Here is a 13668-nt window from a genome sequence, read left to right as displayed (position 1 = left end):
AAGGTGCTGGCCCCGGCCGAGGTCGTGTGGAACGATCCGATGCCGACGCTCGCGGCGTATGGCTTCTACATGCTCGACGTCTATTGGATCGCGGCCGAGCACGGCGCTTACCCGGCCTTGCCGCCGATGTATCAGGCCGGCGAGAACGGTGCGGAGAGATGACGACGGACTATTCCGTCGCTGGTCGCCCCACCGGATCGGGGACGGCGTCCGCGATCGGCGGGTCGTTTGGTCCCGCCATGTTCATCGGTAAGGGCTGGGCGGGGCAGGCCTGCCCGATCCTGTTCGCCGACAGCATTACGGATCAGACGTCGGTTTCCGCCAAGCTCGCCGCAGGGCGCGGCGATGCCGGGTATCTTCAGCAGGCTCTCGGGGACGTCGCCAGCGGTCCCATGAACTGGATGACCACTGCCCGCTATTCGTCCAACTTCTTCGCCACGATGCGAAATGGCGTCAGCACTGACTCAACGCCCACCGACGCCAAGAGCGTGATCGACTTCATGGCCGACGCCTGCGCGCTGGTGCAGCCTAAGCCCATGTTCGACGTCGCGATCTCCGCCCACGGCCGGAACAACCTTTCCACCAACCAGACCTTCGCCGCCATGCAGACCTTGGTGGAAGAATTTTCCGCCAAACTGCAATCGCGCTTTCCCGGCATACCTCTTGTGCAGCTTGCGACACCGCCAGCGGTCTCGGTTCCGGCCAATAGCTACATCACGCCAGGCGTCACGCAGACCCCCGCCGGCGCAGGGAACTCGGCAGGGGGGACCATCCAGCGCTGGCGGGACTGGATCGTCGGCAACGGTGGGGGAACGATCGAGAACACAAGCCGGGCCGCGCCGACCTTCATTGGCATCGATCCCTGGTCGGACAGCCGAGATCCATCCGACTTCGGGAAATGGGTCGTGGATTCTTGGCAGGCCACTCTGCTTGAGGCTGTGACAGCCAACAGCACGAACGTCGTCCAACTCTCTGACAAGCCGGACATTGGCGACACCTTGGCCTTCGAGTCGGGGACGTCGAATTTCGAAACGGGCACTCGCATGTTCACCGTCGCATCCGTCGTGCCGAGGCAGGGCGGAGGATGGACGGTGACGGGTGCCGGTGGCGCACGAAACTCGCAGGCCGATGCGACGGCCCCGAATGTCAACGGCAGGCTCGCCAAGGCCCACGATGTCGGCGCGATCGTCAACCGTGTCGCATCCGGTGACTCGCCCGGCGCAAACGTCGTCCACCCGGCCCACAAGTATCAGCAACTCGCGAAAGAGCGGATCATCCCGTTCAAGGCCGCCATCCGGGCGGCAGCTCGGGCCTTCATGCCGACGACGCGGACTGATCTCACAGCACCCCCCACCGGCACCGCCTTCGTCACCACCAAAGGCTCCGATCTCGTCACGTCCGGCGGCGAGCCTGTCTACGTAAAGGTATCCTGACCATGCCCGATCTCGATCTCCTTCTCGCCGATCGCAGTCTTGCCGGCGACCTTGCGTTGAAGGTGGCGCGCAACGCCATTCGCCAGTGCCGTTTCGCGACCTACTCGCATAGTTTCGAGGCGTTCGGGCAGAACCGCATCGCCTCGGGCGCGGGCTTCGTCAGCATCGCCGAGCCGCGCGGCTCGCATTTTTGGCTGCAAGCGTTCATGGGTCCGCGCTTCGTGGCCCCTCGCATGACGACGGGAAAGCACGGCGGCAAGTCTACGACGTTCATGGCCGATGACGCACAGCTTCTGCCCTTCGTGGCGGAGTGCAAGGCCAACAGGATCAACACCGTCCTGTTTTTCGGGGTCGTCAACGACAGCATTTCGACGCTGTCGGACACCGACCGGCTCATCGCCAACATCACCAAGATCAGCAAGGCCATTACGGACGCCGGCATCCTTTTCCTGATCACGGATGACCTTCCGGCTGGGCCGGGTAGCACGACAAGCTACACCCGCGATGCCTCCAAGCTGGCGGGGCTCAACCGCTATCAGCGATGGGCCATGTTCGAGCTGCCGAACCTCAATCCGCTGGTTCTGCCGATCCCGATCTACCATCGCTTCGTGAACCGCGCCGGTACGACCGGCGTCCCGGTCGATAACTCGATGTTTGACGGCGCGGACCTGATGCACCCCAACGTCAAGGGTCATGCGCGCTATGCCTTGCCGATCTACAACGTACTGAACGCCCTGTTCCCAGCGCGCCCGGAATTGGCGAACATCGACAATGCGAGCGGCTACAACGCGACCTTGAACAAGCGCGGATCGCTCATCGGCAATGGCATGATGGACGGCGACAACGGCTCTGGACGGTCGACCAATTGGGGCTCTGGCGGTCCCGCGAGCGGTCTCACGGCGGTCATGTCCAAGCTGGTGGACCCCGATGGCACGCCGGTCCAGCAGGTGGCCATTTCGGGCACCGCTACGGCGGTTGGCGACTTCCAGTTCACCCGCACGTCTGGCACCGGGAATTTTGAGCCCGGCGACACACATTTCGGCGAGGCCTACATCCTCATCAAGAAGAGCGATACGGCCACCGGCTATGTCAATCTGCGCGGCGTCCTCTTGCAGGCCGCGTGCTCGCACTCATCGCCATCCGCCAACTACAACGGTCAGGCTGGCAACGTGATCGCCAACGATCCATTCCCGACGGATCTCGACTGGTCGCAGTTCAATGGCGGCAAGGGTCTGTATTTCCGTACGCCGGAAGAGGTCATCGGTGCATCCTGGCCCGCGACCTCGCCGTTCTGCCAGCTCACCATCAAGCTGACGATCGACGCCGCAGCCGCGACTGACATCGTGATGCAGGTGCGGCAGGCGGACTGGCGCAAAGCCTCTGCGGCGAGCGGCTTCTAAGCGGCTCTCAGAACTCAGCCCGGCCAAGCAGCCGGGCTTTCGATCTTGCCGGACGTTCAGTGTGGCGAGGGCCGGCTTCGAACCGGCTACGGGGTCTTTCTTGGCAGTCGGCCCCCGCATGACGACAGCAGAGTTAACGTCACCTCGCCGCTGCTGCTGGACAGCCAGGCGCTTGTGACAGCGACTCGCAAAGAACCCTTTAAGGTGGAAAACATCCGTTGCGGACACTGCCGCGCTCTCCTGTTCAAAGCTGGACCAGGCGCCGTCGCGGCAGCTATCGAGATCAAGTGCCGTCGATGCGGCACTCTCAATCATTTGAGGCCGCAAGAGCCCGCCCCGGAAAGCCGAGAGCTTCATTCCAGGAACGACCCGTGTGGCTCTACGTGCCAAACCTGAAACCTGCGAGCCCCTCCGAGGGATCGCTCTCTGTGCCGGCGTTGGCGGACTGGAGCTCGGTCTCCACATCGCAGAACCCGGATACCGCACTGTCTGTTTCGTCGAGCGGGAAGCATTCCCTGCGGCCACCCTCGTGGCTCGGATGGCGGACAAAACCTTGGATCACGCTCCTATCTGGAACGATGTCCGATCCTTCGACGGCCGCCCTTTGCGTGGCAGAGTTCATCTCCTCGCTGGAGGATACCCATGTCAGCCGTTCTCGTTCGCTGGCAAACGTCTCGGCGCGGCTGACCCACGGCACCTTTGGCCAGACATCGTGCGGATCATCGGAGAGGTCCAGCCAGAATGGTGCTTCTTCGAGAACGTCGAAGGACATCTCACCTTGGGAGCCGCCGAAGTGTTCGAAGACCTTCGCGGCTTGGGCTACTCGGTCAAAGCAGGCATCTTTTCGGCGGCTGAAGTCGGTGCTTCCCACTTACGGCGTCGGCTCTTCATTGTGGCCCACGCCGACCAAGAGTCTCTACTGCTGCCGACCGGATTGGGAGTTGTCGGAGAAGGGGCTCCGCTTTCGAGAAGACCCGACGACAAAGGGGAAGCAGATGGGCATCGGCATGATTGCTCGTCAGTGGACGCTTCTCTGGATGTTCATGGAGAGTTGCGGAGCGAAACCGACGAAGAGTTCCAGCTTCCTCCATACCCGCCCGCTCCATCTGAGCTTGCGGCCTGGGCAGAGGTACTCGGCTGGCGACCTGACCTTCAACCCGAACTTTTCGGATTGGGTGATGGGTTGGCCCATCGGCTGGACCGATCCGATGCAGCCGGTAACGGGGTGGTCAGCCTGGCTGCGGCGCATGCGTGGCGAACTCTCAAAGCTGCCCACGCTGAAGGCTGATTAAACGGCCTTTGAAGGCATCAAGATCGGTTGGAAACTCTTGCCATCCGATCTTGCGCGCGAGGCCATCCGATTTTGCGCGCTACACAATTCAAGACCCTTCCGGGTCTCTGCATTCCTAAACGCATTACCTGTATGGTCAGCAAACGCCGCAGAGGCTACCCGCTTGCAGCGAACTGGCAAAGTGGGGAGGGAAGTGGGGAAGATATTAAGCTAAAGCCCATTTCAGTCGCCAAATCAGAGACTTGCCTGAACTAAATGGCGGAGAGGGAGGGATTCGCTTGGGTAGGGTGAGGATTCGGCGAAGCTATTGATTTCACGTAGAGATTATTGAGCTAATATGCCGGCTTGTAACCCGGAATGTACCCCGGAATGTAACACAAGACAAATCGTGAACATGTACCTATTGGACATGATCCGCGGTGTCTTGCAAGGGGGAAGATATGTAGATGTGGCAGGGGCCGGCATGAACCGGCTACGGGGCTTCAACTTTGGCCGGCTGATCCCCGCATGACGCACAGAAGAATGTCGCCACCCTGCCGCTGCTGATGGACAGCAAGGCGTTGTGGCCGATCGTTCGGACAAAAGCGACTCCAATGGAGCCCATACGCTGTGGATGCCGCGCCCTCCTGTTCAGGATGGAGCGCCACGCGCTGAAAGGCGCGCTCGAAATCAAGTGCCGTCGATGCGGACGCTTGAACCATCTGAGGCCGTCAGAGCCCTCCTTCGAAAGCCCCGAGCTTCCGATCGGAGAAACCCATGCAAACCAAAACGAACCCGGGCGAGGCCATGCCGCCGCCGCTGCCGCCGACCGCGCCCGGCCGGCCGGCGAAGGACCGATACCGTGAACAATACGGCATCGTCCTCGTCTGCCCCAATGAGGAAGACCAGGCCAAGCTCTACGAGGCCTTTGAAGCCCTGCGCTCCTGCAAGATCAAGGTGGTGGTCACGTGAGGGTCGAGGTTCGCCACCGCTGCGCCGACGCGACCAGCTACCGCGCCGCGCGCGTGAAATCGCTCTTCAACGTCGATGACGGCAGCGCCTTCGAACTGACCGCTGAACTCCCGATCGAAGGGGCCGACTGGAAGGTCGGCCTGATCGTCGGGCCGTCCGGCTCGGGCAAGACGTCCATGGGTCGGCTCATCTTCGGGGAGGACGCATTCTATCGCGCCGAGGGCTGGCCTAACGATCGGCCCATCATCGACGCGATCGGCGCTGCCGGATCGTTCGACGAGGCGACCGGCGCTCTCTCGGCCGTGGGACTCGGCAGCGTCCCGTCCTGGCTGCGTCCCTACGGCGTCTTGTCCAACGGCGAGCGGTTCCGCGCCGATCTCGCGCGGATCATCTGCGATCGGCCGGCCCGCGTCGTGGTGGACGAGTTCACCAGCGTGGTGGACCGGCAGATCGCGCGCATCGGCGCCGGGGCCTTCGCGAAGGCCTGGCGTCGGACGGGCGGGCAGGCGGTTCTCCTGTCCTGCCACTACGACATTGCCGACTGGCTGGAGCCCGACTGGATTTTCGACACAGCGACAGGTGAGTTCACCGGGAGGGGTCTTCGACGACGCCCCCGCTTCGATCTCGAAATCGTTGAAACGGACTGGCGATTTTGGCCGCTCTTTGAGCCTCATCACTATCTGAAGCTCCCAAGGATGATTGCGGCGAAATGCTATGTCGGCTTCGTCGAGGGCGAGCCGTTGGCGCATCTGGCCGTGTCCACGCGGCCGGGCCTTCGCGAGGCGCGGGCCTGCCGGCTGGTGATCATGCCGGAATGGCAGGGGGCCGGCGTCGGCATGCGCTTCCTGAACGCCGTCTGCTCGGAATGGCGGTGGGGTCGGAACCGCTACGGCATACCAATGCCGACGCTGTTCCACACCTCGCACCCAGGGCTCGCGGCCGCGTTGCGGCGTGATCCGAAATGGGCGCAGGTTTCGGCCGGCCTCGTAGGCGACAACAAGCTGCGCTGTGCCGCCTCGATCGCGAAATCGGCCGGCCGGAAACCCAGCGGCTCCGGGTATGGCGGCCACTTCCGCGCGGTGCAGGGCTTCCGCTACATGGGGGAGCCCGCATGCGCTTCGTGATCGTCGGGCAGAAGTGGTTCGCAGGAGCCGTTCTGGAGCTTGCCGTGTCACACGGCGAAGTTCTTGCCGTCCTGAGCACGGCCGGCTCCTGCCGGTTCGCGGAGAAGGCGGCCGAGCGTGGCATTCCCGTTGCGCGGGACATGAGCGACCTGGAGCGGATGATGCGCGGCCGCGTGGTGGACCTCCTCATCACCGCTCACGCCACGAAGTTCGTGCCCGCGTCGGTGCGGACCCTCGCCACAGCCGCCATCGGCTATCATCCGTCCCTTCTGCCGCGTCATCGAGGCGCGCGGGCCGTGCAGGCGACGATCGCGGCGGGCGACGCGATTGCGGGCGGCACGGTGTTTCATCTGACAGACGGTTGGGACGAGGGCCCGGTCGCGTTTCAGGATTGGTGCTTCGTGCCGCCAGACGCAACGGCCGCCGACCTCTGGCGCGACGAACTCGCACCGTTGGGGCTCGAGCTGCTGGCCAACGCGATCCGGTTTTACGGTCAGCGGCACGTTCTGCCCGCGCTCCGGCAGGATGAGCGGTTCGCGACGCCCTGTTGATCTACAAATAGGCCTGCCCGGTTCGCCCGGGCGGGCCTTTTCGTCATTTCGACGCTGGCTTCGGGAACGGACGGAAGATCCATTGTCCGCCGTCTCGCCCGCATTAAAATTGCGAGAGGCCTTGCGGGGAAGGAAACGTAATACGGCAGGTCTAGCCTTCCGGTCTCTCTTCCATGTCTGTGCCGCCGGGCTTGGGCTTCGAAAGTCTTAATAGGGCATCAAAGATGTTTTGCGCAGGTCGGTGCAGGCGGCCCATCCAGCCAGATAAGACCGCCGCCCAGATGGCGAGCAGGAGAAAGCGAAGTTCGCCGCTTGAATCAACGTCGTCGGTGAAGACGGTATTCAATGTGAGGACGCTGAGAAGTTTTTTGTTTCCAGCTCTATGCCTTCGGAAGACGTCCAATATCGGCTGGCTCATGGACGAGATGTTGTGTGCGTAGCTGTTCCGCAGAGTCGCTAGTGCGTGCACGAACTGCAGTTCGTCGGAAGTTATGACGTTCAATTTGTTCGCAATTTGAAGGCGACCGGGTCGACCCATCAGAGGGAGGCGGTCCAACTCACGGAAGGTAGGTTCCAGTTCAGGGCCTCGGTCACGCCCCCCGAGCCCGCCACTTGGTTGTAGGAAGCCAAATCGGATCAGGTCGTTGATGACGGGTTCGATGACGGCGATAAGTTTGATGAGGAACAAATTGTCCTCGTCTTCGACAATGCCTGCAATCGAGCCGGCTGGAACGCCGAGATGCCGCTCTACCTCTTCTGCCGTGTTGCCGATGAACAGCTTAAACGTCTCAAGCGGATCGCTCGGGAGCAAGCTCGTCGGCTCTTGGGAGCTATCTACCGAGCTCTGGTTCTTCGTCATGGGAAATTCTTCGGCGGCATGAGACGGTCTCGATGTTGGTTCACAAACCAACGCAAAGACCACGGCGGGCGTTTCTGGAATCGACTGTTCAGCCTCCGAACGTCCAAAATTCGGTCGATCCAGAATGAGGAAATGTACGGTTCGTCACGCTGCATGTAGGCCATGAAGCGAGCGTTTTGCATCGCATCTCCTGCACTAGACAGGGGGGCAAGGAAGTGAAACCGCCCGGTTTGGCCGGGTTTGATTTCTTCTTTGAACAGAAACCTTACAGTATCGCCGGAAAACTCGCATCCTCTCATCCCTAACTCTTGGGGTTCTAAGCCGTCGATATTGAAAGTTCCGCCGTATGGCTTGCCGGTGAAGTTTTCTTCTGGAACGCAGACGTCAATCCGATACACCGTCACCGGCACCTTTTGTCGATTGGTGATGGAGAGACCTAGCTCCTTTGCGAACTCTGTTTTTTCTCGATCAAGTGCTCGCCGGCCAAGGACAAGGCCGCTGATCCATGGTCGTGCCCCATACGCGGATAGCCAGGCGAGACGTCCGGCCAAAATTGCGGCACCGATCGTACCAACGGCGCTTCCCAGAGAGCCGGCCGCACTCGCGATAGTCCAGAAATCAGCCCCCAAAACTGCCCCCTCGCCGCATTGATCTTCAATGTAGCAAGGTGACCTTTCAACCCAAAGATGATTTCTGTCTATGAGGTATTATCTTCGCCAAACGCGCAACGGCCGCGATGACGTTGTACCGTGCGGCAACCTCGGCGACCGTAAAACGGTCCAACTGCAAGCGCACATAACGCATGCCGGCCGGGGCACTCGTGATCGGTTCGCCTTACAGTTTCATAGCGATCGGTAGCGCAGACCCGGTTGGTCTGGCTGCTTGCTTCGCGCGAATTTTCTCCACCATCTCCGGTGTCGTGATCCGGTCGATCTCCCGCCGCGCCTCAACTTCGATGTTGAGGCCGTGGACGTTGCAGGCGGCGGCCAATGTGACCATCACACCGCCGACTTCCTGCCCGGGATCCCCGGCAGGCCGGCCGAACACGTAGTGCACAAAGGCGTGGGCGCTATCAGCAGTGTAGCCGGTGCATTGCGCGAACTCGAACGCCTCTTCGATAAAGCGGTCGTTCCGCTCGACCTTATTGGACGAAATCTCCCGGCCGAAGCAATTCACCATCCATGCGGCAACGCGATTTTGAAACGGGGTAAGAGTACTCAACGGCTGGCCTCCATGCCGAACTCCTGCAGGTGGAGGTCCATGATGGCCTCCTGCCCCTGTCGCTCCTACGCGTCCTGTTTGCGAAGCGAGATGACCTTCCGAAGCACCTTCGTGTCGAAGCCGTTGCCGTTGGGCCGTTTCCCACAGGTCAACTGGTGATAGGGTGTCCTATCAAGCAAGCGCTGGATAGCCTAGCGATTGTCGCGTATCCAATCATTGATTGTAGGTTTGATTGGGGGCTCACTCCATGCGCGGCAGTATCGCCATCTGGCACGAAACGATTGCTGAAGAGGCAGAAGGTTACGCCCCAAGCGTCGAGGTTCATATCAATATCTGGCGGAACGGGGAGCGCAGCGAGCGCGACCATTTTGATCTGTTTGACATTGGTTTTCGCTTTAAAGAATTGCGCTCGCTGAGCTCTTTATCCATTGGTTTGCCCTTCATTCTTCTGAGGAAGGAACTTGTAAGCGACCTGTTTGAGAATATGCGGGATGAATCGACGCTCTCGGCTATTTTCAATGAAACCCTATCACCAGGTGAGTTACTTAACGACGGTCATATGTTTCAGGCTTCGAGCGAGAAACGTGTTCAATTCTTTGTCGTCAAGTGCCCTGAGGCTGAGCGCGAAATCCGCGAAATTGGCATAGGAGAAGACCGTGTATCGGTGATAACCTTGACCGATACCTTTTTCAATCGGCTACGTGGCAATGTAGGTGACCATTATTTCCGGCTTAGGGTCAAGGTCCCAGCAGATCAAAGCAATGGTTTTGTATCCACGATTCAGCCGAAAGATGCAGCGTTCTTGAGTACGATATCGACCAATGAAGTCGTTGAATTTCGTCTTAACGAGCGTCGAAACTTCTCTCCCGCAATTCGTGAAAAGATTCGTAAGAGTCGCTGCTCGCTAAGTAATATTTCTGCGATCCATTACTTTCTAATTCGCGATATGGGAGTCGAAATGACCCAGGCCCATACCAGCTTTAAAAAAATGAGACTTTTGGAGCCAGGCATGTGGGACGGCTACCTCGACGGTTGCCTTGGCTTCAGTCCAGATAAGATGATTATCTACCATTGGTCCGCAATGGGAGATAAGCCTGTTGAGAGTTTCACGGCGCTTGCAACCTTCCGGGCGTATTACACCGGAAATTTGTTATCCTACGCAGCTGTGATCATTCTGCTTGGTGCAATGGGCAGCGCGGTCCAGGGCTTTGGGGTCGCCCTCCTATCTATCATCAAGTTGGGGGTCTCTCGTTCTGAGAACCCCGGTGCATACGAGATATTGTGCTCCAATGCTGCGGTCTTCTTGTTGGCGGTGGCAGCAGTCTCTGCAGTGGTGCGCTCGCTGCAAAGGAAGCCGTGAATTACGCCAATATGCGCTATCGGAAATTTTGCTCGTCAGTCATATGTTGAGATGAGCGAATCAATGAGAGAACTTTCATGACGGTGGAGTATGGCATGGTTCCAAAGCACGCTCATTCCTCCATCATATATCCGCGCCTAGAGCCCTCTGCGATTTTTGAGGTAATGGTTGGGGCCGGTGTTGCGGGAATATACCCTGATTTTCAAAGGTGGTTTTTCAACAAGGTCGTTCCAGGTCTTCATACAGGTGAGCGCTGCATTTTCCCATGGAGCATCAATGGTCACTTGGCGGGGGTAGCAATCTGTAAGCGCACTCCTGTTGAGCAGAAGCTCTGTACGCTGTGGGTTTCTCCAAATCACCGTACCCGTGGTGTTGCAGCAATGCTGGCTCGCGATGCATTTGCTTGGTTGGGCAGTACCAGACCGCTTTTTACTGTCCCTGAAGAGCGTTTTGCTGACTTCGAGGGGCTGGTTGAAGGATGGAAATTCCCGAAGCCCATGGTTTACGATGGTTTATACCGAACAGGCCGCATTGAATACGTTTTTAACGGCCCCCTACTGGGTTGCGCGCACTAAATTGGGCGAGTTGCTGACCGAGGCTATTGGCGAACTCGTCCGGAGTTGGAGATAGCATCTCGATCAGTGGAATGCCTTGGCGCACTGCGATGCGTCTGCAGGCTGCCTTTTCCATCAGTGCCAACGCTGATAGCTCAGCAGGGGTCTCGTGTTTTCCTAAACGAGACCGCCGCTGATGGAGATTTCCAGGTCTTTCTTCGATATGTATCAATAGCGATGGTTTGATCTCTGTAAAAAATTCGTCCGGAACGATGAAAGGGCCTTGTTCTGTTTCAATGAGAGCATGTCCGTCAAGTATCTGATATGGTTTTATTAGCTGTAAAGATTTTAGCGCTGTCGTCGCTACAATTTGATTGAGCGCGGCGTCTAGTGTCGTACGTACCGGCAGGACGCCTCCCCTGGCTTTGAGTAACTTGCTTATACCGATGTGGTCGATATCTCCTCGTATCGTAGCAGCATAGCGAGAGTTCGTCGATTTCCCGGATTTCGACAGGCCGGCGACGAAGATTCTCATTCACCAAGACTCATAGCTGTAACCAGTTTTGGAGCAGCGTAGGCCCAAGACTGTGGAGCAGTAAACGAGAATTTTGATCTCAGCTCATCGAGTTTCATTGCTTCCGCAAGAGCGTAGCAATCTACGATTTCTATGCCGAACCCGATCGGCCTGCCATCGAAGTACTCAGTAAAATGGTTCTCATCAACGCATGAGGCCGCTCCATGGAGGCGCCACAGATCAGCCACGGGCAATTTGTGAATAATCCCAAGGCGAAGAACGGAGGTCAAGCTGCATGTTGGCGTTGATTCATATAGATAAGCAACTGCTCCAATGGGAAGCAGCGGAAAACGCCGGCGGAGTTCAATGGTCTTCTTTCCCGAGTGAATCAATCGAGACCATTTAGGTTTGACGCTGATGATCACCGGCTTCATTCTGACTCCAGCCACTCAATCTGCACCGTACATATCACACGACTCGGCTTCAAGCGCGGCGGGTTCTACTCAGACTCGAGCATTGAGATTAAGTCGTCCAAGTTCTACCGTTCAGACGGAAAACGTGCACCCCGTTATGGGGGTGCTGCCTAGGGTCTGTTAGCATCACGCACCGGCTCTATGCCGCTTGGGTTTCCGCATTCAGCCACGAAATCATAGGAGGAGGAGGGCGAGGCCGAAGCCGATGGGGATGCCGATGAGCGCGCCGCTGATGGAACAGGCGACGGCGGTCTGGAGGATAGGGCCGAGGCCGGGTCGGATGCGGACGCTCATTCGAACACATCCTCAGATTGGGCTGCGATCCAGCGCGCGGCGCGCAGAATGTCGCCGGGGCCGCGGAAAATACGCGTCATCAGCCAGTCTTCGCCGTTCGGGCCGAAGTCGGTGAAGAAGGCGTAGACGAGGGCACATAGTGCTTCCCACGCGGTCTCTTCGTCCCACTCTGGCTCGTAGTACCCGGCCACGCTGCCGACCATCATCGTGCCCTTGAGGGGCTGGCTGGGCGGGAGCATCGCGACCCGGTGGCCAGCGCGGGTCGTGTAGGCGATCGAGCCAGCGCGCCAGACGATCCGGCCGGCATCGGCCATGTACGACGGATGGCACCCTGATCGCTCCCAATGCCGGCGATCGAGGATGAAAACGCTGTGATAGTTCTCGCCCTTCACGGCGCGGAATTGCTCGCGGGTGTCGCCCAGGAGCGGCAGCAGGGGCGCGGCGAGGGCGGAGAGCTTTTTCAGGATGCGCGGGTTCACGGCGCCGCCCTCGCATCCTCGGTCGCGATTTCGAGGGCGATCTCAGCGGCGGCCAGCGCCGCCTGACCGAACGCCCGCGCTTCGGCCTGCAAGCGAAGGCGCGGCGCGGAGGCCTTGCCATCCACCGAGCTATTCGTCTCGATCGCGGAGCGGATGTCGGCCTGCTCGCGCGCAAGCCTTGCCTCGATCTTCTGTTCGGTCGCGGCCGCGCGGCGCGCCATGGCGGCGGAGACGCCGAGCGTCACCTGTTCGGCGAAGCTGGTCACGGCCGGCCCTCCGCGACATCCGTTCGGTGGTCTTCGGCCGGAGCCTCGCGCAGCGAAGCGGCGAGCTCGGAGGCGAAAGCGGGCCAGCCCAAGCGGTTCGGCACCTTCCAGGGCATGAGAAGGCCGATGAAGTCGGGCACCCCCTCCATCAGGAAGACGACTGCGCCGCCGGGCCCACCTGGCGTCCATGTCACCGTCGGCGGATCGAAGATGTCCATGGCTGGCACGAACATGGCGACGCGGGCCGGGTCGAGATCAGCCCGATATTCCGGGTTGGCCGGGCTTGCCAGCGCGCGCCTCGGGTCGAGAGGCGGGCGACCATGCCAGTAGTCGCGTCCGAGCGTCCGGCGCGCTTTGTCAGTTGCTCTTGCCGAGTAGAGAGAATGAGTATCCTCGGCGTCATCGACGTCGGCGGGGTGAGGCATCGCCGGCAGGACACTGGCGCCGTGCCTCCACAACAGGACGCGCGCCGGCTGCATCCACTCCGGCATGGCCCGATCCTCCTGCCAGCCCGGATAATGGGCTACGAGCGGCGCGGGCGGCGCGCAAGCATCGATGAATGCATCGGGCAGATGGAAGGAGCGCGGCTCGTCAATCTCGGCCTCGCGATCGAGCATCATCATAATGGCATAGCCATCCGTGGCGACGCAGAGCGCGCCGTCATCGTGCGGGTAGATGAACAGTGCGCCGTCCAAAAAGCGCAGGCCGCTCGCCGCCGATTTCAGGATCGGGCCGAAGGCGTGAACGATCCGGCTGTTGATGATGGTCAAGAAGAGGTCGGAGGGGTTGGCCTGCGGCATAGCAATTCTGCCTTATTCCGGGTTGGGACGGCTCAGTGCGCGAGCGGCGCTGAGGTGGCGGCCGGCACAGTGGGGCGCGGGCGCGCGTAGCTCGCGCC

General features: G+C 60.0%; 18 protein-coding genes and 2 pseudogenes. 11 read left to right on the top strand and 9 right to left on the bottom strand.

Going from position 1 to position 13668, the window contains the following annotated elements; translation table 11 throughout:
• Positions 1 to 158 precede the first annotated feature (158 nt).
• The 9 genes and pseudogenes from AUL28_RS21655 (at position 159) to AUL28_RS21625 (ending at position 6750) form a co-directional block, all read left to right on the top strand.
• Positions 159 to 1433 carry a hypothetical protein gene (locus tag AUL28_RS21655; RefSeq protein ID WP_062237019.1) on the top strand — a complete coding sequence of 425 codons (1275 nt, stop codon included), beginning with the start codon at positions 159 to 161 and terminating at the stop codon, positions 1431 to 1433.
• Positions 1434 to 1435: 2 nt separating this feature from the next.
• Positions 1436 to 2833, top strand: a complete 1398-nt coding sequence (locus AUL28_RS21650; protein ID WP_062237016.1) for an SGNH/GDSL hydrolase family protein — start codon at positions 1436 to 1438, stop codon at positions 2831 to 2833.
• Between the two features lie 174 nt (positions 2834 to 3007).
• Positions 3008 to 3229 carry a Com family DNA-binding transcriptional regulator gene (locus AUL28_RS23745; RefSeq protein ID WP_374701445.1) on the top strand — a complete coding sequence of 74 codons (222 nt, stop codon included), beginning with the start codon at positions 3008 to 3010 and terminating at the stop codon, positions 3227 to 3229.
• A pseudogene (locus tag AUL28_RS23740) lies at positions 3207 to 3686 on the top strand (DNA cytosine methyltransferase); the annotation flags it as partial. The gene AUL28_RS23745 and the pseudogene AUL28_RS23740, both read left to right, overlap by 23 nt.
• A 142-nt stretch (positions 3687 to 3828) precedes the next feature.
• The gene (locus tag AUL28_RS23450) at positions 3829 to 4125 is read left to right on the top strand and encodes a hypothetical protein (RefSeq protein ID WP_244493599.1); all 297 of its coding nucleotides are present in this window, start codon (positions 3829 to 3831) and stop codon (positions 4123 to 4125) included.
• Between the two features lie 544 nt (positions 4126 to 4669).
• Positions 4670 to 4969 (top strand): Com family DNA-binding transcriptional regulator, encoded by a 300-nt coding sequence (locus AUL28_RS23735; protein WP_082640632.1) that lies wholly within the window; start codon positions 4670 to 4672, stop codon positions 4967 to 4969.
• Entirely contained in the window at positions 4881 to 5075 is a 195-nt protein-coding gene (locus tag AUL28_RS22930) for a hypothetical protein (protein WP_062237007.1), read from the top strand. The genes AUL28_RS23735 and AUL28_RS22930 overlap by 89 nt, the downstream gene beginning before the upstream one ends.
• A complete protein-coding gene (locus tag AUL28_RS21630) occupies positions 5072 to 6199 on the top strand; it encodes a hypothetical protein (protein WP_062237005.1) in 1128 nt (375 codons plus the stop codon). Before AUL28_RS22930 ends, AUL28_RS21630 begins: the two co-directional genes overlap by 4 nt.
• The gene (locus AUL28_RS21625) at positions 6187 to 6750 is read left to right on the top strand and encodes a formyltransferase family protein (protein ID WP_062237002.1); all 564 of its coding nucleotides are present in this window, start codon (positions 6187 to 6189) and stop codon (positions 6748 to 6750) included. Before AUL28_RS21630 ends, AUL28_RS21625 begins: the two co-directional genes overlap by 13 nt.
• A 151-nt stretch (positions 6751 to 6901) precedes the next feature.
• Here AUL28_RS21625 and AUL28_RS21620 read toward each other — a convergent pair whose 3' ends face one another.
• The 4 genes and pseudogenes from AUL28_RS21620 to AUL28_RS23445 form a co-directional block, all read right to left on the bottom strand.
• On the bottom strand, positions 6902 to 7609 hold the full coding sequence (locus AUL28_RS21620) for a hypothetical protein (RefSeq protein WP_062236999.1): 708 nt from the start codon (positions 7607 to 7609) through the stop codon (positions 6902 to 6904).
• Positions 7606 to 8238 (bottom strand): hypothetical protein, encoded by a 633-nt coding sequence (locus tag AUL28_RS22925; RefSeq protein WP_156420141.1) that lies wholly within the window; start codon positions 8236 to 8238, stop codon positions 7606 to 7608. The genes AUL28_RS21620 and AUL28_RS22925 overlap by 4 nt, the downstream gene beginning before the upstream one ends.
• A 205-nt stretch (positions 8239 to 8443) precedes the next feature.
• Positions 8444 to 8830, bottom strand: a complete 387-nt coding sequence (locus AUL28_RS21615; protein ID WP_082640631.1) for a hypothetical protein — start codon at positions 8828 to 8830, stop codon at positions 8444 to 8446.
• Positions 8827 to 8958 (bottom strand): annotated as a pseudogene (locus AUL28_RS23445) (GapR family DNA-binding domain-containing protein); the annotation flags it as partial. The pseudogene AUL28_RS23445 and the gene AUL28_RS21615, both read right to left, overlap by 4 nt.
• 119 nt (positions 8959 to 9077) lie before the next feature.
• On the opposite strand from AUL28_RS23445, the gene AUL28_RS21610 reads away from it, so the two are divergent.
• Positions 9078 to 10190: a hypothetical protein gene (locus AUL28_RS21610; protein ID WP_062236994.1), complete on the top strand. Its 1113-nt coding sequence runs from the start codon at positions 9078 to 9080 to the stop codon at positions 10188 to 10190.
• Positions 10191 to 10267: 77 nt separating this feature from the next.
• Positions 10268 to 10765 (top strand): GNAT family N-acetyltransferase, encoded by a 498-nt coding sequence (locus AUL28_RS22375; protein WP_082640630.1) that lies wholly within the window; start codon positions 10268 to 10270, stop codon positions 10763 to 10765.
• Here AUL28_RS22375 and AUL28_RS22920 read toward each other — a convergent pair.
• The 5 genes from AUL28_RS22920 to AUL28_RS21595 form a co-directional block, all read right to left on the bottom strand.
• A complete protein-coding gene (locus AUL28_RS22920; RefSeq protein ID WP_156420140.1) occupies positions 10734 to 11279 on the bottom strand; it encodes a hypothetical protein in 546 nt (181 codons plus the stop codon). The genes AUL28_RS22375 and AUL28_RS22920 overlap by 32 nt on opposite strands.
• A complete protein-coding gene (locus AUL28_RS22915) occupies positions 11276 to 11692 on the bottom strand; it encodes a hypothetical protein (protein WP_156420139.1) in 417 nt (138 codons plus the stop codon). The genes AUL28_RS22920 and AUL28_RS22915 overlap by 4 nt, the downstream gene beginning before the upstream one ends.
• A 329-nt stretch (positions 11693 to 12021) precedes the next feature.
• Positions 12022 to 12504: a hypothetical protein gene (locus AUL28_RS21605; protein WP_062236991.1), complete on the bottom strand. Its 483-nt coding sequence runs from the start codon at positions 12502 to 12504 to the stop codon at positions 12022 to 12024.
• Positions 12501 to 12770, bottom strand: coding sequence for a hypothetical protein (locus AUL28_RS21600; RefSeq protein ID WP_062236988.1), 270 nt, complete (start codon positions 12768 to 12770; stop codon positions 12501 to 12503). Before AUL28_RS21600 ends, AUL28_RS21605 begins: the two co-directional genes overlap by 4 nt.
• Positions 12767 to 13570 (bottom strand): hypothetical protein, encoded by an 804-nt coding sequence (locus AUL28_RS21595; RefSeq protein WP_062236985.1) that lies wholly within the window; start codon positions 13568 to 13570, stop codon positions 12767 to 12769. The genes AUL28_RS21600 and AUL28_RS21595 overlap by 4 nt, the downstream gene beginning before the upstream one ends.
• Between the last annotated feature and the right edge of the window lie 98 nt (positions 13571 to 13668).

Source organism: Aureimonas sp. N4 (genome assembly GCF_001463925.1).
GTDB lineage: Bacteria > Pseudomonadota > Alphaproteobacteria > Rhizobiales > Rhizobiaceae > Aureimonas > Aureimonas ureilytica_A.
This window is presented reverse-complemented; position numbering and strand designations above follow the sequence as displayed.

What these genes read in the sequence shown, in the direction of transcription:
- AUL28_RS22375 (WP_082640630.1), top strand. Translation starts at nt 10,268, where the DNA reads ATGACGGTGGAGTATGGCATGGTTCCAAAGCACGCTCATTCCTCCATC.
- AUL28_RS21625 (WP_062237002.1), top strand. Translation starts at nt 6,187, where the DNA reads ATGCGCTTCGTGATCGTCGGGCAGAAGTGGTTCGCAGGAGCCGTTCTG.
- AUL28_RS21650 (WP_062237016.1), top strand. Translation starts at nt 1,436, where the DNA reads ATGCCCGATCTCGATCTCCTTCTCGCCGATCGCAGTCTTGCCGGCGAC.
- AUL28_RS21610 (WP_062236994.1), top strand. Translation starts at nt 9,078, where the DNA reads ATGCGCGGCAGTATCGCCATCTGGCACGAAACGATTGCTGAAGAGGCA.
- AUL28_RS21595 (WP_062236985.1), bottom strand. Translation starts at nt 13,570, where the DNA reads ATGCCGCAGGCCAACCCCTCCGACCTCTTCTTGACCATCATCAACAGC.
- AUL28_RS23450 (WP_244493599.1), top strand. Translation starts at nt 3,829, where the DNA reads ATGGGCATCGGCATGATTGCTCGTCAGTGGACGCTTCTCTGGATGTTC.
- AUL28_RS22930 (WP_062237007.1), top strand. Translation starts at nt 4,881, where the DNA reads ATGCAAACCAAAACGAACCCGGGCGAGGCCATGCCGCCGCCGCTGCCG.
- AUL28_RS23735 (WP_082640632.1), top strand. Translation starts at nt 4,670, where the DNA reads ATGGACAGCAAGGCGTTGTGGCCGATCGTTCGGACAAAAGCGACTCCA.
- AUL28_RS22915 (WP_156420139.1), bottom strand. Translation starts at nt 11,692, where the DNA reads ATGAAGCCGGTGATCATCAGCGTCAAACCTAAATGGTCTCGATTGATT.
- AUL28_RS21655 (WP_062237019.1), top strand. Translation starts at nt 159, where the DNA reads ATGACGACGGACTATTCCGTCGCTGGTCGCCCCACCGGATCGGGGACG.
- AUL28_RS21620 (WP_062236999.1), bottom strand. Translation starts at nt 7,609, where the DNA reads ATGACGAAGAACCAGAGCTCGGTAGATAGCTCCCAAGAGCCGACGAGC.
- AUL28_RS22920 (WP_156420140.1), bottom strand. Translation starts at nt 11,279, where the DNA reads ATGAGAATCTTCGTCGCCGGCCTGTCGAAATCCGGGAAATCGACGAAC.